Consider the following 19003-nt stretch of genomic DNA (forward strand, 5'->3'; position numbering starts at 1 on the left):
AGATACTGGGCAAACAAATTTGTCAGATTCGGGAAATCGGGCAAACATGGGGGGCGGCGGAATGGCGACATCCTGGCAACCAGCGACTTGGCGCGACCTGCCTGTCGGCCGACGCTACGCCGGTCCCCCTTTGGATCGCGCGAGCACGGGTCGCCATCGATCCAGGCGAAATCGCTCGCCGTTCAGCCCGAAATTTGCAGTTTTCGCGTGGTCACAATCCGGCGGCGCCTTTGCCGTAGCAGAGCGGCGCGACCTGAGCATAAGCACCGCCGCCCTTTTCATCTGCGATCACCTTGGCAGGTTCGCCCAGCCAGACGAAGCGCACATGTTCGGTCGTGTTCGATCGCATGATTTCGCCGCAAGCGATCCGCTGCTCCTTGTCGGCAAATCTCACATCGCGCAGACGCGCGCCTGGGTCCCCTGCGTCGCGCAGAATCTGCATCTCGACGCCGGGCGCGATCCCCGATGCGGTGGCATCGGCGCCGACAGCGGGGCGGGGCAAGGTCGATGCCGCCACGGGCGGCTGTTCGGCGAGCAGGACGGTGGCATCACTCTGCGGGGTGTCGGGCGCCGCCGGACGATCGAGAAGCAGGGCGATCAGCGCCAGGGCCGCGATCCCGGTCACCCCCGCTGCAATCCAGACTTGGTTCCGCATTCCGCTCTCCCAATTTTATAAACAGTGTAGAAATTCACGGATAGATCAAGCGTTGATTATAGGTCAAGAATAAAGTCAAGATAACTTTCATGTAATCATCAGTAACAAATGACAACAAACCTAAATTACTATGTAAATGATAATATGGAGAGGAATATACTATGTCAAAGTGGAGAAATATGGCTGCGATATCGGCGTCAATTTCTGTGCCGTGGACGACCGCGATAGCGGGTGTGGCGGGATTCGGCGCAGCAATGGCGCCGATGCCGGCGCAGGCTGCCCGGTGTGGCTTGCAGGCGGATGGTACCTATTCCTGCTCGATGGTCGCGACGACCCAATCGTACAAATATAATCTGGCGGGATCGTGCACGGGCGGCAACACGACGAGGCCCGTCATGTATCAGGTTCCGGAAGGCACGCCGCCCGAAGGAGGCTGGCCGGTCGTTTTCTTCTATCACGGCCTCAACCCCGCGGCGCCGCCGCCACCCGACGGCCCGACGACCTTCGCGCCGCCCGACGCGTCGAGCGACCTGCGCCACCTCACCGCCTCCATCCACGAACTGCTCGACGATCCGAACAATACGGGCAAGAAATATGCGGTCGTTTTGCCGAAAGCGGCACTCCAGCTGCTCGTCCTGCGGTTCTGGGATACCAATTTGCCGACGGGCTACAATGTGAGCAGCGACAAATGCTTCTTTCCGGCGCTCTGGTCGTCGATCGAAGGCGGCGGCTATGGCGCGGGCAGCCAGTATAATATGGACCGCCGCTACGCCTATGGCATGTCGAGCGGTGGCTATAATACCAGCCGCATGGCGGTGTCGTGGAATGGCGACAAGGTCTGGAAAGCCCTCGCCATTCACTCGGCATCCTATGCGCACTGCTCGGGGCCACTGTGCAGCGTTCCGGCGACGATGCCCGCCGATCATCCGCCGACGAAATTCTATCACGCGTCTGGCGACCCGGTGAACCCGATTTCCGCCATGTACGCTTATTACGACAAGCTCGTCGCGCAGGGCTATGTCGCTGAGGTCAAGGTCAACAATGAGGGGCATAATCTGACCGCCGACATCGTCGGACCGGGCGGCGTCAAAGCATGGTTCGACCAATATTGATGCGTCGGCTTTGATATGCCGGTCGGGTGACAGGGGGAGGGCGTCGCGGCAGCGCCTCAAGGCATCGCCGCGGCGCCCCGCCCGTTCGGCAGGGTTCCGGCTTGCCCCTCCACCCCGCCTCTCGGGTAAGGGGCGGGCCGGAACTCGCGATTCAAGTCTTCGCGTTGGAAGTGCGGGAGCATCTGTCGCCCGCGCTGCGGGGCGGCTTGCTATCGGCCAACAGCTCTATAATAATTTGTAGATTTTGTAGAAAAATTGCCATCATTGCATTTATGAAAGGTATGATGGACTATAAGCCAATGATATATTGCTAAAAAAACCATAAATCAATTTTGATATGATTTCTTGACCCTCCAAAGGCTTCCCCTTAGCGTGGGGCATCGAAGCACGGCGGACTGGTACCCGCCCGCGCCGCGCAAGCGGATCAGGGGAGAGATCGAAAATGGCAAATGAAGATGGTCGGGTCGGACGCCTGGCGGTAGATGGCCCGGTGTTCCGCGACCAAGCGGGGCGGCATGTGATCCTGCGCGGCGTCAATCTTGGCGGCGATTGCAAGGTTCCCTGGCCCGATGGCGGGACCGACCGGCCATCGGACTTCTCCGATCACCGCACGATCAGCTTTATCGGCCGGCCGTTTCCGCTGGCCGAAGCCGACACGCATCTCGCTCGGCTCGCCCATTGGGGCTTCAATTGCTTGCGCTTGCTGACGACTTGGGAGGCGATCGAGCACGCCGGGCCGGGCCAGTATGACGCCGACTATCTCGACTATTATGCCGAGATTTGCGCGCGCGCGGGGCGCTTTGGCCTTCATGTCTTCGTCGATTTCCATCAGGACGTCTGGAGCCGCATGTCGGGCGGCGACGGCGCTCCCGGGTGGGCGTTCGAGGCCGTCGGGCTCGATTTCAGGCAGTTTCATCGCGCCGATGTCGCGCATATCATGCAGGCACAATATGATTATGCCAGTCCCGAGCGGCGGCAGGATGCCTATCCGCAAATGAGCTGGGGCGGTAATCATCGCCTGCCTGCCAACGCCGTGATGTGGAGCCTGTTCTGGGCGGGGAAGCGGCTGACCCCCGATTTTCGTATCGAGGGCGTCAACGTCCAGGACTATCTCCAGCAAGCCTATATCGGCTGCCTCGAGCAGGTGGCGCTGCGGGTTCGCGACATGCCGCATGTGATCGGCTTCGACACGCTTAACGAGCCGGGCCTCGGGTGGCTCGGCTATCCGATGAACTACCGCCATGTCGCACCCGATGCGGTCAACCCGGTGGCGCCGCGCGTCGGACCCGCGCTGACCCCGCTCGAGGGGCTTTTGCTCCTGCGCGGCATGACTGTCGAGGCGCCTCGGCTTTTGCGCAATATCGAGACGGGCCGCACCGAGATCACCGGCAACGTCACCTTGAACAGCGATCGCCAGCCGGTCTGGCTTCCCGGCCGTGAATGCCCGTTCGAGGCTGCGGGCGCCTACCGTCTCGAAGGCGATGGCGGCATTGCGCTTCGCGAAGACTATTTCCAGGCCGATGCGGGCGGCTCGATCGATGTTTACCGCGATGGCATGGGCCCCTTCTTTCACGGCGTCGCCGATGCCGTGCGGGCGCATCGGAAGGACTGGCTGCTATTCGTCGAAATCGATCCCTTTGCAGGGATGTCGGGACGCCCCTTGCCGACGCCGTTGCCTGAGGCCTCGGTGAACGCGGGTCATTGGTACGATGTGCGGACGCTCTTCTTCAAGACGTTCGATACCCCGGTCGGCGAAGCGCAGGCCGCTGTGCGCGACCGTTATGTGCGCGAACTCGGCGTCGTCGAAGGACTGGCCGACGCGCAGCCGGGGGGGATGCCGACGCTGATCGGCGAGTTTGGAATTCCGTTCGATCTCGACGAGGGCGCCGCTTATGAAGCCTGGGCAGCGGGCGAGCGCGGCCGCGACGTCTGGGGACCGCACAGCACCGCGCTTGGCCTCATGTACGATGCCATGGACCGGCGGCTGCTCAATTCCACGCTCTGGAACTATACGGCATCGAACCGCAACGACCTGCTGATCGGCGATGGCTGGAACCAGGAGGATCTGTCGATCTTCTCGCTCGACCAGCTTGAAGACCCGGCAGACCCCAATTCCGGCGGTCGCGCCGTCGAGGGCTTTTGCCGCCCTTATGCCCAGCACGCCGGCGGCACGATACGCAGCTTTGCTTTCGACCGCGATACGGGTCGCTTCGAACTCGATATCGATGCGCTGGAGGGCGCGCAAACCATCGTGTATGTGCCGGCGATCCACTATCCGGACGGGGTGGAGGTTTCGACAGGCGGCGGCGCTGCCGAGTGGGATTTCGATCGCGCGGCGCAGCGGTTGACGATCGTCCATGGCGAGGCCGGGCCGACGACGATCCGGGGCGCGCGGCCGGATGCGCCTTAGGCGGGGCGCTCCTCGATTGCCCGAAGCGCGTCGATGGTGGAATTGCGCATGCTTTTAGAGCGCTCGTTGCTCTCGTCGAGCAGCTTGTTGAGGCGCACGGCGTCACGGCCGATTACGGCATCGACGATCGCGCTATGCTCGGCGGCATGGTCGCGCACATGGTCGCTTGACTGGTCGGCGAACAGGTTAATGTAACGCTCCGCGCGCGCGACGAGATCGCTATAATAGTCGATCAGCAAAGGCGATTTGCAGCCGCCGATCAGCGTGTCGTAGAAATCCATATAGGCGCGCTGCCAGCGCTCGCGGCCCTCATGGTCGTCGCCTGGCAGGACATGCGGCACTTTCTTCGAACGATGCAGCTGGATGAGGACCTGCTCTTCCCACGCATCGTCGCCGCGCTCAATCGCGGTGACCAGCGCGAGGCGGCGGATCCGATCATAGACATGGAGGGTATCGAGATAGTCGCCGAGCGACACGGGCGCGACGCGGTGTCCTTTCTGATGCTCGTGGGCGACGAGGCCGCCGGCGGCGAGAAACAGCACCGCTTCGCGCACCGGGCTGAGCCCGGCGCCATAGAAGCGGGTGAGCAGGTCGAGCTTCAGGCGTTCGGCAGGATCGAATACGCCGCGCACGATGTCGCGCTTCAGCCAATAGGCGATCCCGTGGCTGGGGCTGGATAGCGCCGTGCGCGGCAGGCGCAGGCGCTCGTCTTCGAAGCTACTGATCGACGGAATATTGGTCGGCAAGCGGCGAGCCCCTCAGCTGGTTTGCAGCAGCGAATATCGAGCCTTTTCGCATAGCGTTTGCACCGATCTTGTCAATTAGGCCCCAGCGGCCATCGATCGGCGCCCCGCAGCGCCTAATCGATAAGAAACTGTCTTTCAGGGTCGTTCTGCGGAATTCGCGTGCCATCGACGACCGTATGCGCGCCGTCGGGCGCATATTGCAGAATATAGGCCTTGCGGATGGTGCCGTCGCGCAGATTGGGTCCGGTCCGATGCGGAGCAAGCGACGAGAACAGGATGATGTCGCCGCGCTTGGCGGGCACGCAGACCGCCGCGTCGCTCTCTTCGAGGCATTTGAGCCCGATCGGCGTTTCCCAATGGGCGAGTGTGCCATTGCGGTGGAGGCCCGGCACGATCCACGGACAGCCATTGGATTCATCGACATCGACGAGCGGAATCCAGAAGGTGAGATATTGTTGCGGCTCGATGAAGGTGTAGCCATTGTCCTGGTGCCAGGGAAATTCCTGCTTCTTGCCGGTCTTCTTGTACACCGACTGGTCCCAGTACAGGCGTGCGGGCGCGCCCATCAGATCCTGGCAGATGGCGTGGATTTTCGCGTTGCGGGCAAATTCCCGCGCGGTGTCGGAGCGCGTCACGATGTGGGTAGTGAAGGTGATCGTGCCGGCATCGGTGAGGCGCGACTTGCCGCCCGCAACCTCGGCAACGAGGCGTTCGAGCTCGGCTTCGATCGGGTCGATCGCCTGCTCGACCTCGTCGAGTTCGCTGTCGCTGAATGCCGCAGGGATATGGAGGTAGCCGAGACGATCAAAGGTGTTGACCTGATCGCGGTCGAGAAAGCGCAGGGCGCGATCCTGCGGCACGTCGGTCCATTTGAAATCGCCATTCAAGGCGTGCGGCGAAGGTTGGCGCATATCGATAATCCTCATAACAGGAGTCTTTGTATAAATTATAGTCACAAGAAGCAAGAATACATAATTTTTATAAGAGCGGACGCAATCCAGCTAGCGAGCCGACAAACAGTGCCGCGCCTATTTCGTGGATTTGTAGCTGGAGGCCTGGGTCGGATCGCCGCGACCGTCGTAACGGTAGCGCTGCGGATAGGGGTAGATCGGCCTGGTGAATTCGATCGCGTCGGCGGGAACCGGAAACCGTCCTATCCGCGCGAAGGCCTGAACCGGATCCGCGGGCAGCTTCGGGCGCGTCGCGACCAGCCGGTCGGGCGCGTCGCCCTTTTCGACCCAGTTTTCGAGATATGTCAGATAGTCGACCGCCCACGCGCCGCCGCCCAGCGCACAATGATCCATGCCCGGCACCATGAAGAGGCGGAAGAACGGATCGGTCGCCGCTTGCCCGCCCATGGTCGCACGCGCGGTCTCGTAATAATCGACCGTGATCCCCGGCGCGATGAGATGGTCGTCCCAGCCATGATAGAGGATCAGCTTGCCGCCGGCGTCGCGAAATCGGCGCAAATCGGGATTGGTCGCCGACAGCAGGGCATCGGCAACGCCGCTTCGCCGGTAGTCGGCTTCGAAATCGAACGCCGCAGCTTTCCAGCTGCCACCCGGCGCTGGCGAAAAGCCGAGATAGCGGAAGAATTCCTCGCCATAGCTTGCCGGCACCGATCGGCCCGCCGTCCCCGGCGCCATCAGCCGGCCCCATGCGACGGCGGGGCTCAGACCGGGAGCGATCGGCGTCCCGGCGCGCGTGCGCGGACCGCCGATCAAGGCGCCGAGCGCCTGGATCTGCGGCTGGGTAAGGCAGGCGTCGCTGCTACCCGGCTTGCAGCTGAGCGCGCCCGGGTCGAAGCGGCACTGGCGGGGATCGCCGATCACGCCGTCCATGACCCCGTCATTGCCGTCGCAGGCTTTGAGCACTGCGTCGCGGGCGAAGGCGAGGCTGGCGGGGGTGAATAGCGGCTGCCCGTCCGGGCCATGCATCGCGCGGTCGTTCCATATCTGGCTGAGGAAGCTACGCCCGACGTCCATGAGGGGTGCGCCGGCAATGATCCCGTCGAAATCCCACGGAAAACGCTGGGCCGCGATCATCGCTTCGCGCCCGCCTTCGGAACAGCCATTGAAATAGGACCGGTCCGCGTCCTTGCCGTAGAAGCCCGCAACGATCGCCTTGCCGATCACGGTCGTCGCGTGCGAGGCGCGAAAACCATGATCGATCTGCGCGCTGTCGTTGCCGTCGGCCCAAATCGCGCTGAGACTCGGGGCGCCGGGGCTTGCCATTGCCGAGCGATGTCCAAGATCGCTGACGATGCAGGCGTAGCCGCGCGCCGTCGCGTCGCGGCAATACCAGCCCATCGTGCGACCGCAGAAGCCCGCGCAACCGGCCTGGAGAAACTTGCCGTTCCAGCGCTCGACCGGCAACTGGATTTCGAAGCTGGTGGCGGACGCTACGATCCCGGTGACGCGGCACAGGCCGGGCTGGTCGCCATTCGCCGCGACATAGGCCGCCTCGAGGATTTGCGCGGGAGCGTCGGGCGTTCGCGCGAAGTCGGCCTGGCCGAGCGCGGTGCATTTTGCCGCCGGCTCGGCAGCGAGCGCCGGTGCCGCGAACAGGCTCGCGGCACCGGCTGACAGCCAGCAAGCGATGAGGCTTTTGCGCATCGTCGTTCCGCCGCCGGTCAGTAGTTGTATGACAGCTTGACGCCGACCTGACGGCGATAGTCGAGCGGGATGAAGCCGACGATCGCCGTTCCCGGCCTCAGGCCGTTGGTATAGAATTTGTTGGTCAGGTTTTTCGCGAACAGCGACAAGGAATATCTCCGATCCTTCGCGCGGATACCGACCGCGCCCGACAGCAGTCCGACCGAATCTTCGATCGCTTCCGGATCCTGGAAAATATCCCACTGGATCTTGCCGCGCCAATTATAGTTGAGATTGACGAAACCGTCGAAGGGCGCCCCGGCGAACTTCACCACCTGTTCGCCGCCGATGTTGAACGACCACTTCGGGTTTGCCGGCAGCGGCGCACCCTTCAGGTCCTGAACGCCGCCGACGCAGCCCTGCGCCGCAGTCTGGCCCGAATAGCATTGCCCCCCCGGGAAGTCGCGGAACTTGCCGTCGATATAGCTGACGCTGGCATCGATAGACGTCGTGTCGGTGGGATAGAGATTGAGACTCCCTTCGAAGCCGCGGGTACGGATCGACCCGGCATTGACCAGGATGAAAGTCCGCAGTCCGGTGATCGGGTCGGTATCGACTGCCTGGGTCTGGAAATCCTTGAAGGTGGTCGAAAAAAGCGCGAGGCTCGTTCGCACGTGATTGTCGAAGAGACTGCCCTTGAAGCCGATTTCATAGTTGGTCGCGACTTCGGGTCGCACCCGCTGCGGCCCGGTTGCGTTGGTCGCGAGCGTGTTGAAGGCGGGCCCCTTGATCCCGCGCGAAACGGTTGCATAGAACATGTCGTTCGATGTCATTTGCCAGCGCGCGCCAAGCTTCCACGACCATTTTTCCGCTGACACGCTGTCCTGGATCGTTTCGCCTGGCGCCAGGTTCGCCACGAAATAGCCGGGGTCGCGCGGCAGGCCGATGTTGCGGAAGCTCACCTGAAATTTGGTCCAGCGAGCACCGGCGATCAGGGTAAGGTTCGAGGTCGGATGGATATTTCCTTCGCCGAACAGCGCATAATTGGCATTGTCGGCGTCGGCGAAGTTCAGGTGGTTGTGTTGCTGGAATCCGTTGGCGCGCAGCCGGACCTTCTGGTCGATGCTGCCCGATTTCAATTGCTTGAAATAGAAGGCGCCGACCACATAGTCGAACGTGCCGCCGGTTGGTGATGCGAGGCGAACTTCTTGCGACAACTGGCTTTGCTTGGCGGTCGCGAAGTTGCTCGGCAGGATCAGGCTCGGCTGCACGACAGTCGTTTCCGCCTCGATATAATAATCGCGATAGGCGGTGATCGAGGTGAGCAGATAATCGCCAAGATACCGATCCCATTGCGCACTGAAACCGAAGCCGTTCGATTTGGAGAAGGTGCTGCCGGGCAGGTTGATCTGATTGCTCTCGGGGGTCAGCGGGCCGTAGAACTGGGTATCGAAGGCATTGGAACGCCCCGGCACCAGCTTGATGAAGACCGGCGAACAACAGTCGCTGCGATCCCAGGCCGCGTCGGCGTTGATCGTCATCTTGGTCAGGTCGTCTGGCTCGAAGATCAGCTTTGCGCGCAGCCCATATTGTTCGTCGCCATTGAGCGATTCACCGGTGTTGAGATTGTCGACGAAATCATCGTAGCGTTTGTAGAAGCCCGATACGCGAAGGCGCAGTTTTTCACCCGCGATCGGCCCCCCGACCGCGCCATAGAGATCGACCTGATCGCGCTGCGCATAGCTGGCGCCAACCTTGACCGACAGGTCGTTGCCCGGATCTTCGGTCACGATGTTGAGGATACCGGCCGACGAGTTGATTCCGAACAGCGTTCCCTGCGGTCCGCGTAGCACCTCCACCCGCGACACGTCGTTGAAGTTGAAAAGATTGGGCCCCTGAAGTCCGATCACGACGCCGTCGATCACGGTGCCGACCGAGGGTTCGATCGAACGGCTGTAGGACAATGTGCTGATGCCGCGGATGCTGAGCGAGGTGTTGGTCGGGTTGAAACCGCCGCGATAGACGAAGCCGGGCACCGCGTTGCCGAGTTGCTCAACGCCGGCGATATTCTTGCGCTCGAGTTCGGCCGCCCCGACGACGGCGATCGAGGAGGGCACCTTCTGGACGTTTTCGCTGCGTTTGTTGGCGGTCACGATGATTTCACGGCTGGCCTCGTCCGACGTCGCGTCGGCCGCCGCACTGTCCTGTGCCATGGCGCCATGCGGCACAGCGCAGGCCGCGGTGGCGAGCAAGGCGAATCGAAATCCCTTGAAAGTCATAGAAAACCCTCCCCAGACATTTATAATTATATAATCAATGCCTCTTCATGGCATAATTTATAAATATGAGCGTCAGCAGAGGGAGTCAATGCAGAATCTTGGCGATCTCATTCGGCGCAGCGAGCGAAAGATTGAACTCTTGATCCGGACGCTAAAACAGATGCCTCGTCGCCATCGCCGGCTCGGGTAGCACAAGGCCGCTATTGCCGGGTTTCGGGTGGCGTGCCGTGAGGATGACCTGATGCAAAGCTTCGTCTCGGCACCAGCCAGCGCTCTGCGGTCGCGCGAATCAGGCTGCGGCGACGCGTAAGCGGCGCCCGGGTTTCGACGCGGATGAGTGTTGGCCGACCAAGATCGAGTATGGCCGAGATGGTCGCCGTATCGCCAGACGGGCGGGAAGGGCGCCGACCCTATCATAATGGCAATTGCCTAGCGCTTCGGACTTGGCTGTCCATATGCATTGCCAATATGGCTTTTTGCCGATGACGACCCCACCTGGTTAATGGCCTTTGCCCATTCCGGTCGCCGCGGCGCGGAACCTTTATGTGCGCAATACGGCCCTGATCATCAGCCCCACGGCGCCGATCGCCGCGACGCTTGCCGCCCAGATGGCAATGAACCAGACGATCTGTTTCATGCGCGCAGCCATCAATGATACCCATCCTCGCCAACCTTTCCGCGGAACACCCAATAGGACCATGCGGTGTAAGTGAGGATGATCGGCACCATGATCGATGCGCCGACGAGCATGAATAGCTGACTGCGGTAGGGGGCCGCGGCTTCCCAGATTGTGACCCGCGCCGGAACAATGTCGGGCCAGATCGAGACGCCAAGACCCAACAAACATAGACCGAAGAGCGACAGCGCCCAGAAAAAGGGCTGTGCGTCCTTTCGCAGCCGCAAGCTGCGATAGAAAAGGAAGGTTACGATGATCGTCGCCAGCGGAACTTGCGCGGTCGCAAGGATTCCGGGGAAACTGAGCCAGCGCTGGTGATATTGCGCCTCCAGCGAAAGGGTTGCCAGGCTGATTGCACCGATCATCAGCAACAGCGCGATGCCGAGGCGTCCGGCATAGGTCACAGCCTGGCGCTGCAAGCCGGATTCGGTCTTCCAGTTGAGCCAGCAGGCTCCAAGAAGCGCGTAGCCGATCAGCAAACCAAAACCGGTCAACACGCTGAACGGTGTAAGCCATTCCCACCAGCCGCCGGCATAAGCGCGGCCTTCGACCGTAATTCCCTGAAGCAGCGCGCCCAACGCAATGCCTTGCGCAAAGGTGGCGATAACCGAGCCGGTTGTGAACGCCCGATCCCAGAATTCCCGGTGCGCCGGATCGCGCCAGCGAAACTCGAAAGCCACGCCGCGAAACACGAGCCCGAGCAGCATCGCGATCATCGGCGCATAGAGAGCCGGAAGGATGACGGCGTAGGCGAGGGGAAAGGCGGCGAGCAAACCGCCGACGCCCATCACCAGCCAAGTCTCATTGCCATCCCACACCGGTGCAATGCTGTTCATCGCGGTGTCGCGGTCCTTGCCCACCTTGAAGAACGGAAACAGGATACCGATGCCAAGATCGAATCCGTCCATGACGACATAAGCGACGATGGCAAAGCCGATGATAGCAGCCCAGATGACCGTCAGATCCATTACACGATTTCCCCGCTATGCGCGTTGCCCGGCACGCCATCGCCAGCGAGAACCTGCGGCGCGGGCGTGATGCCCGCGCTGCGGATGGGGGCATCGCTCGGCGGAGCCTCATGCGCTTCGGGCGGCTTCTGCATCAGGCGAAGCAGATACCAGACGCCCATCCCGAACACGGCGAAATAGACCAGCACGAAGGCAAGCAGCGAGGCTGCTACCGCCGGTGCATCGAGCGGTGAGGCGCTATCGACGGTTCGCAGTACGCCGTAGATTGTGAACGGTTGCCTCCCGACTTCGGTGGTGACCCAGCCGGCGAGGACGGCAATGAACCCGCTTGGTCCCATCGCAACCGCCGAACGATGCAACCAGGGCCATTCATAGAGCTTCTTGCGCGACCGCGCCGTCAAGCTCCACAAGCCGATACCCAGCATGGCGAACCCAATACCGACCATGATGCGGAACGACCAGAAGACGATGCCCACTGGAGGTTCGTCGGCATCGGGGATCGTATCCAGCCCCTTCATCGGTGCATTCAAATCATGCTTCAGAATCAGCGAGGAGGCCTTCGGAATCTCAACGGCATAATCGACCCGTTTTTCCTTCGAATTGGGGATGCCGAACAGGATCAGGGGGGCGCCGTCGGGATGGCTTTGGTAATGGCCTTCCATCGCCATCACCTTGGCGGGCTGATGCTCCAATGTGTTCAGTCCGTGCATGTCTCCGGCAAAAATCTGGATCGGCGCCACAATCGCCGCCATCCACATGGCCATCGAGAACATTTTGCGCGCGCCGGGATTGGTGCGGTCTTTGAGCAGATGCCAGGCCCCGACTGCGCCAACGGCGAAGGCCGTTGTCAAATAGGCCGCCAACACGGTGTGGACGAGCCGATACGGAAAACTGGGGTTGAATACGATGACCCACCAACTCGGGCCCGGCACAAACTGGCCGTTGGCGGCGATTTCATATCCCACCGGGGTCTGCATCCAGCTGTTGACCGACAAGATCCAGAAAGCCGAAATAAACGTGCCTAGCGCCACCGCCAATGTCGCGACGAAGTGCAGCTTGCGGCCGACCTTGTTGATCCCGAACAGCATCACGCCAAGAAAGCCAGCCTCAAGGAAAAAGGCGGTCAGCACTTCATAGGCCATCAGCGGTCCGATCACCGGCCCGGCCTTGTCCGAAAACACCGACCAGTTGATGCCGAATTGATAGGACATGACAATGCCCGAGACGACACCCATCGCGAAGACGACAGCAAAAATCTTCAGCCAGTAGCGATAGAGGTTCGCGTAAACGCCTTTGCCGGTCTTGAGCCACAGCCCTTCGAGAACCGCGAGGAAACTCGCAAGCCCGATCGAGAAAGCCGGAAACAGGAAGTGGAAGCTCACGGTGAACGCGAATTGCGCCCGCGCGAGTATAATTGCCCAGTCCTGGTCGATCCTCATGGCTTGGCGATCCTGACCGGCACGCGCGCCACGCCCGCATTCCCTGTGCGGATGTTTCGCGCGACGATCCAAAGTTCGCCTTTCCCCGAAAATCCCGGGGTTATGGCGCTGCTGAACAGTCCGGGAGCGGCCGAAAAGGCGAGCGACGTGCGCTCGCTTTTTTCACCCTTGCGGTGCAATTCAGCGGTTACTTCATAATCCGCCGCATCCCAAAGTCCGCCGGGGGTGATTGGGCATCCACACATCAGCCCCACTTTGGCGGTTACGGTGGCGGCGCGGCCAGCGATCATCGCAGAAACCCCGTCCACTTCGATGGCAAGGCCGGGTAACTCCACCACCCAGCCATCTCCCGCGGATATCCCGGGGACCAACCAGCGTTCGGATGTGGCACGTTGCATTGTCAACGGGCGGCCAAGCGGTCCGCGTAGCTCGACCTTCACCAGCGTTGGAACCGAAATATCGAGCGTGGTCGAATAATGTGCAGCGTCGGGTGTCGTGAGCATCGGTGACCGGCCCACCGCCTCCATGATCTTCTTGGTATCGCCCGTCCCACCGACGGTCAGGCCTTTAGCGAGCATTTTGCCGGTCTGTGCGTCGCGCAAGACAACTTCCACTCCGCCCATGGAATCGCCGATGAATTTTGCATCCTGGCTGATGGCATGGACCTTGACCGGCGTTGGTTCAGCCCAAGCCGGGCCAGCCACCAACAGCATGGGGATGAGTGCCATTAGCCGTTTCATCGTTCGATTTTTCCATCGAGCGCAAATGCGCCGGGTCCACGCGCCCAAATAAGCAGGAGTGCGCCGAGTATTGCGATATTCTTGAAGAGCGGGCCGACATGCGACGGATCAGGCACGAGATGGGTGGTGATCGTAACCGGAACGAGCGTCACGAACAAAATCAGTGCCGAGGCCCGCGTCATCCAACCCAGAGCCAAGGCGGTTCCGGCCACTGCGAAAGCGAAGCCCGAGAGCCAGAGCAGGACAGACGGATCGCCGATCATATTGACGGTGCCTGCCCATGGTGATTCCTCCATTCGGTCCAGCATCATCTGATGCTGGCCAAAATGACCCAGCCCGCCGATGATGAAGATCAGGCTAGTGAGAACCCGGAACAGGAGATCGATCAGCGCCTTCGACTTTGCGCCCGGTTCAAGCCAGCGTTCAATATTTGCGAACATATCGATCCCCCTATTCCGATTCAGACTTGCTCAGGCGACGTTGGTGGTCCGCAAATAGGGGCGCAACGTCGTCCATCCTTGCGGGAAAAGCGTTGCAGCCTCGTCGTCCTTGATCGACGGCGGGATGATGACATCCTTGCCGACTTCCCAATCAGCAGGTGTCGCGATCCGGAACTTGTCGCTGGTTTGCAGCGCGTCGATCACCCGCAATATCTCCGCAAAGTTGCGGCCGACGCTCATCGGATAGGTCATGGTCAGGCGGATTTTCTTGTCGGGATCGATGATGAAGACCGAACGCACGGCAGCCGTCTCGCTCTGCTGCGGGTGGATCATGTCATATAGCCGCGCAATCGACAGATCGGCATCGGCGAGGATGGGGAATTGCAAGTCGGTATGCTGGGTGTCGTTGACGTCTTCGATCCATTTGCGATGCTCGTCTGCGGTGTCGGTCGACAGGCCCAGAGGCTTCACATTGCGTGCCGCAAAGTCGCCTGCGAGCTGGGCCGTGCGGCCCATTTCCGTGGTGCAGACCGGCGTGAAATCGGCCGGATGGCTGAAAAAGAACACCCAGCTATCGCCCGCCCACTTGTGAAAGCTGATCGGGCCGTGCTGGGTCTCGGTCTGGAAGTCTGGTGCGATGTCGCCGATGTGGAGAGTCATGATTTTTCCTTTGGTTTTCTGGTTTGGCGGCAATGCGATGGATCGCAGGCCATATCCAACAAAATTACACGATTATTGTAATCGAGTATCTGATCGCTCAATCATAGGCCGATCTCAGCCCAGCTTTTCCAGAGCATGTAGAAGGCCACAATCATGACGAAGGCGGCAAACACCGTGTTGAGCCTGCCCTTGTCGGCGGAGAGCGCTGTTGAGGCGCGTGTACCGAGCGCGCTGCCGGCGACGCCGCCCAAAATGAAAACGCCAGCGAGCGGCCAATTGACCAATCCCGACAGGGCATAATTGAACGAGGTGGTTAGGCCGAACGCTGTCACCGCGACAAGCGACGTGCCGATTGCCCGCAGGATCGGCATCGATGTCGAAGCGACCAGGCCTGGAACGATCAGGAATCCGCCGCCAATACCGAAAAAGCCCGAGAACACCCCAGTTCCAAGGCCATAGCCACCTACTTTTACGACATTTTCGCGGCTGCATTGGGCACCTTCTACGCCGACATCGCCGCGTTGCCGGAACATGAGAATGGCAACCGCGATCATCAGCAGTGCAAACAGCAACAAGAGCTTGTGACCATCTATGCTTTTGCCCAGCGTTGACCCGCCAAACGCTCCGACAACACCCGCTGCCGCATAGATGAATCCGCAGCGCCAGTTGACCGTTCCGGCGCGGCCATGGTTCCAGAGGCCGATCGCGGCATTGGCCGCGACGGCAAAGGCGCTGGTGCCGATGGCAACATGCGGATCCTTCACGCCCACGAGATAGAGGAGCAGCGGCACCGCGAGGATCGACCCGCCGCCGCCGACGAGCCCGAGGACGAAGCCGACGAGAACGCCCGAGACGCCGCCGAGCGCATAATGAAGCGTGTCGATCACATGCTTATCCGTTCGCCGCTATCATGTGCGGCTTCACCATCCACTCACGCCCTTTGAGCATGCCGTGCCAGTAGATCGGCGGAAGGATTGTGTCCTTGAGCAGCCATGAGAGGCGCGACGGGCGCGTGCCGTCGATCAGCCAGTTGGGGAAACTGGGGAGCAGCTTTCCGCCATATCCGAACTCGGCAAGCACGATCTTGCCGCGCTCCACCGTGAGAGGACAGCTGCCATAGCCGTCATAGTCGGCGACGGGCGGCTTGCCCTCCAAGGCGGCCAGCACATTCACCGCAACGACCGGTGCCTGCTTGCGCGCCGCAGCCATCGTCTTGGCGTTCGAGGCCGAACAGGCATCGCCCAAGGCGAAGACATTGGCGTAGCGCACATGCTGCAAGGTCGCTTCGTCGACCTCGATAAAACCGCTGGCGGCCGCGAGCGGGCTGCTGCGGACAAAATCGGGCGCAACCTGCGGCGGGACGACATGGATCATGTCGAAGCTCTCCTCGACGCGCGTGACGGTATCGCCGCGTTTCTGGTCGAAGGTCGCGATCTTGGCGGGGCCGTCAATGGCAACCAGTTTGGATTCGAAATTCAGATGTGCGTTGTAGCGATCGACATATTCCATCAGCGCCGGGACATAGACCGCAACCCCGAACAGCACCGCGCCGCTGGTGTGAAACTGGACGTCGATGTCTTTGAGGACGCCGCTGCGTTCCCAGACATTGCACGACAGATACATCGCTTTTTGCGGCGCACCTGCACATTTGATCGGCATCGGCGGCTGGGTAAACAGCGCCCGGCCACCTTTCAAATCCTTGACGAGGCGATTGGTGTAGGGGGCAAGATCGTAGCGGTAGTTGGAGGTGACGCCGTTCTTGCCGAGCGTGGCGCTCAGCCCGGGAATAGCGTCCCAGTCGAGCTTAATCCCCGGGCAGGCGACCAAGACACGGTAGGACACCGAACTGCCGTCATCGAGCGACACCCGATTGTCGTCGGGAGCGAAGCCGGACGCCGCCTTTTTGATCCAGTCCACGCCGCGCGGCATCACCGACGTCTCGCTATGGCGCGTGAATTCCGCATCGAAGATACCCGCGCCGACCATGGTCCAGCCAGGCTGGTAATAATGGGTCTCGGAAGGTTCGATCACGGCTATGGAGATCTCGCGGTTTCGCTTCAGAAGACTGGCGGCCGTTGCGATTCCGGCGCTGCCACCGCCTACGATGACGACGTCATAGTCGGCGGTGGCAGCGCGGGTTGCCGATTGCGCCGTCGCCATGGCAGCCAGCTTTTCCGATCGGCTGCCCGAACGGCAGAAGGCGAGTATCGGTGACGGCAACTCGGCAAGAGCATTAGCCATCAGCGTCGCGTCGGTCCCGGTCATCTGGCCCGAAACCACCGGGATATGAGCAAAGCCAATCTTATGCCGCTGTGCCGCCTCGGCAATCGCAGCGGCAGGCGGCTGCCCGGCTTCCTCGCCGTCGGGCCGATTGCAGATGATCGAGCGATAGCCGGCCGCCGCGATCGCCGCGACCTCGCCGGGCTGAATCTGCGGGCTGACACCGAGCTGCGAATTGATCGTTTTAATATCCATGTCTCGTCTCCGGTGGTGGCGTGTGGTCAGCGGCTGGTGAGGCGGTGCAGGATCATGCCTGCGCCCATGGCGGCGACCGCAACGATGGCCTGGCTGGGGGCGAGCGCGAGCCCGGCAATCGCAGGACCGGGGCAAAGGCCGCTGATCCCCCAACCGATCCCGAAGATCACCGCGCCCACGGCCAGCGGACCATCGATCCCGCGGGTGGGGGGAAGATCGAACGCATCGGCGAGGATCGGGTTCGCCATACGGCGCTGGATCGCCCAGGCGATCGCCATCGGAATAAGCGCGCCGCCCATGACGAACGCCAGCGTCGGATCCCACGCGCCGAACAGGTCGAGGAACGCACGGACGCGCTGGGGGTCGGCCATGCCCGACAGCGCGAGCCCGGCACCGAATATCGCGCCCGCCGCCAGCGCCGCAAGCAGGCGCTTCACAGCAGGCCGCCCGCGCGCATCAGCGCGACGGTTGCGATACCGCTCGCCATGAACAGCAATGTCGCGGTGATCGAGCGCAGCGACAGCCGCGACATGCCGCAGACGCCGTGGCCGCTGGTGCAGCCCGAGCCAAGCCGGGTGCCATAGCCGACGAGCAGCCCGCCAAGGGCGATCGGCCAGATCGATGCGGGGTAACGGATTTCGACGCCGCCAAGCAGCAAGGCCATCACAGCGGCACCCAGTGGCAGGCCGATGATGAAGGCGGCGGCCATGCCGCGCGGCGCGCTGCCGGTTCCGAGCCCGGTCGCGCGCGCGGCAAGACCGCTGACCCCGGCGATCCGGCCATTGCCGAGCAGCAAGATCGCGGCGCTGAGACCGATGAGCAAACCGCCAAGCAGGCCCTCGACCGGCATCGCGTGCGGAAAGGCCGCAATCATACCGCGTTCACGGGGATCTTGAGGTAGCGAATGCCGTTTTCCTCGGGTGCGGGCATGTGCCCGGCGCGCATATTGACCTGGATCGACGGCATGATCAGTCGCGGCATCGACAGCGCGATGTCGCGCGCCTCGCGCATCGCGACGAACTCGTCTTCGGTCACGCCATCATGGGCATGGACATTGTGGGCGCGTTCGTCGGCGACCGTCGTTTCCCAGATATAATTGTCGCGGCCCTCGGGCAGATAGTCGTGGCACATGAACAATCGCGTTTCGGGCGGCAGCTCGAGGATACGGCGCAGCGACTGGAAGAGCTGGCGCGCGTCGCCGCCGGGGAAATCGGCGCGCGCGGTGCCATAGTCGGGCATGAACATCGTATCGCCGACGAACACCGCGTCGCCGATCACGTAGGCGTTGTCGGCGGGGGTGTGGCCGGGGACGTGCAGCACCGTGACCTCGATCTCGCCGATCTGGAAACGGTCGCCGTCTTTCCACAAATGATCGAAGTCGGACCCATCGCGCTGAAAGTCGCTTCCCGCGTTGAACAGTTTGCCGAAGCTGTTCTGCACGGTGACGATATGCTCGCCGATCGCAATCTTGCCGCCAAGCTTTTCCTGGAGATGCGGCGCCGCCGACAGATGGTCGGCGTGGGCGTGCGTTTCCAGCAGCCAGTCGATGGCAAGGTCATGCTCCTTGACGAAGGCGATGATCTTGTCGGCCGAGGCAAAGCTCGTGCGCCCCGCCGCCGGATCATAATCGAGCACGCTGTCGATGATCGCGGCGCGCTTGGTCGCGGGATCGTGGACGACATAGGACACCGTATTGGTCGCATCGTCGAAGAAGGCCTTGATCGCCGCCGGTTTCGCCCGGGCCGCGATCACTTGGGCGCTGGCGTGGGCAATGGTCGAATCGGTCACTCTCGCCTCCATAAATTCATA

The 19003-nt window shown here is 61.8% G+C and carries 18 protein-coding genes; 2 read left to right on the top strand and 16 right to left on the bottom strand.

Going from position 1 to position 19003, the window contains the following annotated elements:
* Positions 1–211: 211 nt before the first annotated feature.
* The gene (locus CVO77_RS16930) at positions 212–655 is read right to left on the bottom strand and encodes a hypothetical protein (RefSeq protein ID WP_106000058.1); all 444 of its coding nucleotides are present in this window, start codon (positions 653–655) and stop codon (positions 212–214) included.
* Between the two features lie 320 nt (positions 656–975).
* On the opposite strand from CVO77_RS16930, the gene CVO77_RS16935 reads away from it, so the two are divergent.
* Together CVO77_RS16935 and CVO77_RS16940 are read left to right on the top strand one after the other, a co-directional pair.
* On the top strand, positions 976–1767 hold the full coding sequence (locus CVO77_RS16935; protein ID WP_158258110.1) for an alpha/beta hydrolase family protein: 792 nt from the start codon (positions 976–978) through the stop codon (positions 1765–1767).
* A 442-nt stretch (positions 1768–2209) separates the two neighbouring features.
* On the top strand, positions 2210–4177 hold the full coding sequence (locus CVO77_RS16940; protein ID WP_106000060.1) for a glycoside hydrolase family 5 protein: 1968 nt from the start codon (positions 2210–2212) through the stop codon (positions 4175–4177).
* Here the strand turns inward: CVO77_RS16940 and CVO77_RS16945 are convergent.
* The 15 genes from CVO77_RS16945 to CVO77_RS17015 form a co-directional block, all read right to left on the bottom strand.
* Positions 4174–4923, bottom strand: coding sequence for an FCD domain-containing protein (locus tag CVO77_RS16945; protein WP_106000061.1), 750 nt, complete (start codon positions 4921–4923; stop codon positions 4174–4176). The two genes, CVO77_RS16940 and CVO77_RS16945, sit on opposite strands and share 4 nt — an antisense overlap.
* 113 nt (positions 4924–5036) lie before the next feature.
* Positions 5037–5834, bottom strand: a complete 798-nt coding sequence (locus CVO77_RS16950) for a phytanoyl-CoA dioxygenase family protein (protein ID WP_158258111.1) — start codon at positions 5832–5834, stop codon at positions 5037–5039.
* A gap of 117 nt (positions 5835–5951) precedes the next feature.
* Positions 5952–7538 (bottom strand): tannase/feruloyl esterase family alpha/beta hydrolase, encoded by a 1587-nt coding sequence (locus CVO77_RS16955; protein WP_106000063.1) that lies wholly within the window; start codon positions 7536–7538, stop codon positions 5952–5954.
* Positions 7539–7555: 17 nt separating this feature from the next.
* On the bottom strand, positions 7556–9796 hold the full coding sequence (locus CVO77_RS16960) for a TonB-dependent receptor (RefSeq protein WP_106000064.1): 2241 nt from the start codon (positions 9794–9796) through the stop codon (positions 7556–7558).
* A 541-nt stretch (positions 9797–10337) separates the two neighbouring features.
* The gene (locus CVO77_RS16965) at positions 10338–10433 is read right to left on the bottom strand and encodes a DUF2474 family protein (protein ID WP_106000909.1); all 96 of its coding nucleotides are present in this window, start codon (positions 10431–10433) and stop codon (positions 10338–10340) included.
* Between the two features lie 11 nt (positions 10434–10444).
* The gene (gene cydB / locus CVO77_RS16970) at positions 10445–11440 is read right to left on the bottom strand and encodes a cytochrome d ubiquinol oxidase subunit II (protein ID WP_106000065.1); all 996 of its coding nucleotides are present in this window, start codon (positions 11438–11440) and stop codon (positions 10445–10447) included.
* Positions 11440–12879 (bottom strand): cytochrome ubiquinol oxidase subunit I, encoded by a 1440-nt coding sequence (locus CVO77_RS16975; RefSeq protein ID WP_106000066.1) that lies wholly within the window; start codon positions 12877–12879, stop codon positions 11440–11442. The genes cydB and CVO77_RS16975 overlap by 1 nt, the downstream gene beginning before the upstream one ends.
* The gene (locus tag CVO77_RS16980; protein ID WP_146130896.1) at positions 12876–13607 is read right to left on the bottom strand and encodes a hypothetical protein; all 732 of its coding nucleotides are present in this window, start codon (positions 13605–13607) and stop codon (positions 12876–12878) included. Before CVO77_RS16980 ends, CVO77_RS16975 begins: the two co-directional genes overlap by 4 nt.
* 8 nt (positions 13608–13615) lie before the next feature.
* Positions 13616–14059, bottom strand: coding sequence for a DoxX family protein (locus CVO77_RS16985; RefSeq protein ID WP_106000068.1), 444 nt, complete (start codon positions 14057–14059; stop codon positions 13616–13618).
* 30 nt (positions 14060–14089) lie between these two features.
* Positions 14090–14719 (bottom strand): peroxiredoxin, encoded by a 630-nt coding sequence (locus tag CVO77_RS16990; protein ID WP_106000069.1) that lies wholly within the window; start codon positions 14717–14719, stop codon positions 14090–14092.
* A 101-nt stretch (positions 14720–14820) separates the two neighbouring features.
* A complete protein-coding gene (locus tag CVO77_RS16995; RefSeq protein ID WP_106000070.1) occupies positions 14821–15606 on the bottom strand; it encodes a sulfite exporter TauE/SafE family protein in 786 nt (261 codons plus the stop codon).
* A 4-nt stretch (positions 15607–15610) separates the two neighbouring features.
* Entirely contained in the window at positions 15611–17194 is a 1584-nt protein-coding gene (locus tag CVO77_RS17000; RefSeq protein WP_106000071.1) for a bifunctional protein tyrosine phosphatase family protein/NAD(P)/FAD-dependent oxidoreductase, read from the bottom strand.
* 26 nt (positions 17195–17220) lie between these two features.
* Entirely contained in the window at positions 17221–17631 is a 411-nt protein-coding gene (locus CVO77_RS17005) for a DUF6691 family protein (RefSeq protein WP_106000072.1), read from the bottom strand.
* Complete coding sequence (locus CVO77_RS17010) at positions 17628–18068, bottom strand: YeeE/YedE family protein (RefSeq protein WP_106000073.1); 441 nt, start codon at positions 18066–18068, stop codon at positions 17628–17630. The genes CVO77_RS17005 and CVO77_RS17010 overlap by 4 nt, the downstream gene beginning before the upstream one ends.
* Positions 18065–18994: an MBL fold metallo-hydrolase gene (locus tag CVO77_RS17015; RefSeq protein ID WP_106000074.1), complete on the bottom strand. Its 930-nt coding sequence runs from the start codon at positions 18992–18994 to the stop codon at positions 18065–18067. Before CVO77_RS17015 ends, CVO77_RS17010 begins: the two co-directional genes overlap by 4 nt.
* Positions 18995–19003 lie beyond the last annotated feature (9 nt).

This window comes from Sphingopyxis lindanitolerans (genome assembly GCF_002993885.1).
GTDB lineage: Bacteria > Pseudomonadota > Alphaproteobacteria > Sphingomonadales > Sphingomonadaceae > Sphingopyxis > Sphingopyxis lindanitolerans.

Excerpts from the sequence above, each read along its gene's own strand:
- CVO77_RS16930 (WP_106000058.1), bottom strand. The coding sequence starts at position 655 with ATGCGGAACCAAGTCTGGATTGCAGCGGGGGTGACCGGGATCGCGGCC.
- CVO77_RS16935 (WP_158258110.1), top strand. The coding sequence starts at position 976 with ATGGTCGCGACGACCCAATCGTACAAATATAATCTGGCGGGATCGTGC.
- CVO77_RS16940 (WP_106000060.1), top strand. The coding sequence starts at position 2,210 with ATGGCAAATGAAGATGGTCGGGTCGGACGCCTGGCGGTAGATGGCCCG.
- CVO77_RS16950 (WP_158258111.1), bottom strand. The coding sequence starts at position 5,834 with ATGCGCCAACCTTCGCCGCACGCCTTGAATGGCGATTTCAAATGGACC.
- CVO77_RS16955 (WP_106000063.1), bottom strand. The coding sequence starts at position 7,538 with ATGCGCAAAAGCCTCATCGCTTGCTGGCTGTCAGCCGGTGCCGCGAGC.
- CVO77_RS16960 (WP_106000064.1), bottom strand. The coding sequence starts at position 9,796 with ATGACTTTCAAGGGATTTCGATTCGCCTTGCTCGCCACCGCGGCCTGC.
- CVO77_RS16965 (WP_106000909.1), bottom strand. The coding sequence starts at position 10,433 with ATGAAACAGATCGTCTGGTTCATTGCCATCTGGGCGGCAAGCGTCGCG.
- cydB (WP_106000065.1), bottom strand. The coding sequence starts at position 11,440 with ATGGATCTGACGGTCATCTGGGCTGCTATCATCGGCTTTGCCATCGTC.
- CVO77_RS16975 (WP_106000066.1), bottom strand. The coding sequence starts at position 12,879 with ATGAGGATCGACCAGGACTGGGCAATTATACTCGCGCGGGCGCAATTC.
- CVO77_RS16980 (WP_146130896.1), bottom strand. The coding sequence starts at position 13,607 with ATGGCACTCATCCCCATGCTGTTGGTGGCTGGCCCGGCTTGGGCTGAA.
- CVO77_RS16985 (WP_106000068.1), bottom strand. The coding sequence starts at position 14,059 with ATGTTCGCAAATATTGAACGCTGGCTTGAACCGGGCGCAAAGTCGAAG.
- CVO77_RS16990 (WP_106000069.1), bottom strand. The coding sequence starts at position 14,719 with ATGACTCTCCACATCGGCGACATCGCACCAGACTTCCAGACCGAGACC.
- CVO77_RS17000 (WP_106000071.1), bottom strand. The coding sequence starts at position 17,194 with ATGGATATTAAAACGATCAATTCGCAGCTCGGTGTCAGCCCGCAGATT.
- CVO77_RS17010 (WP_106000073.1), bottom strand. The coding sequence starts at position 18,068 with ATGATTGCGGCCTTTCCGCACGCGATGCCGGTCGAGGGCCTGCTTGGC.
- CVO77_RS17015 (WP_106000074.1), bottom strand. The coding sequence starts at position 18,994 with ATGGAGGCGAGAGTGACCGATTCGACCATTGCCCACGCCAGCGCCCAA.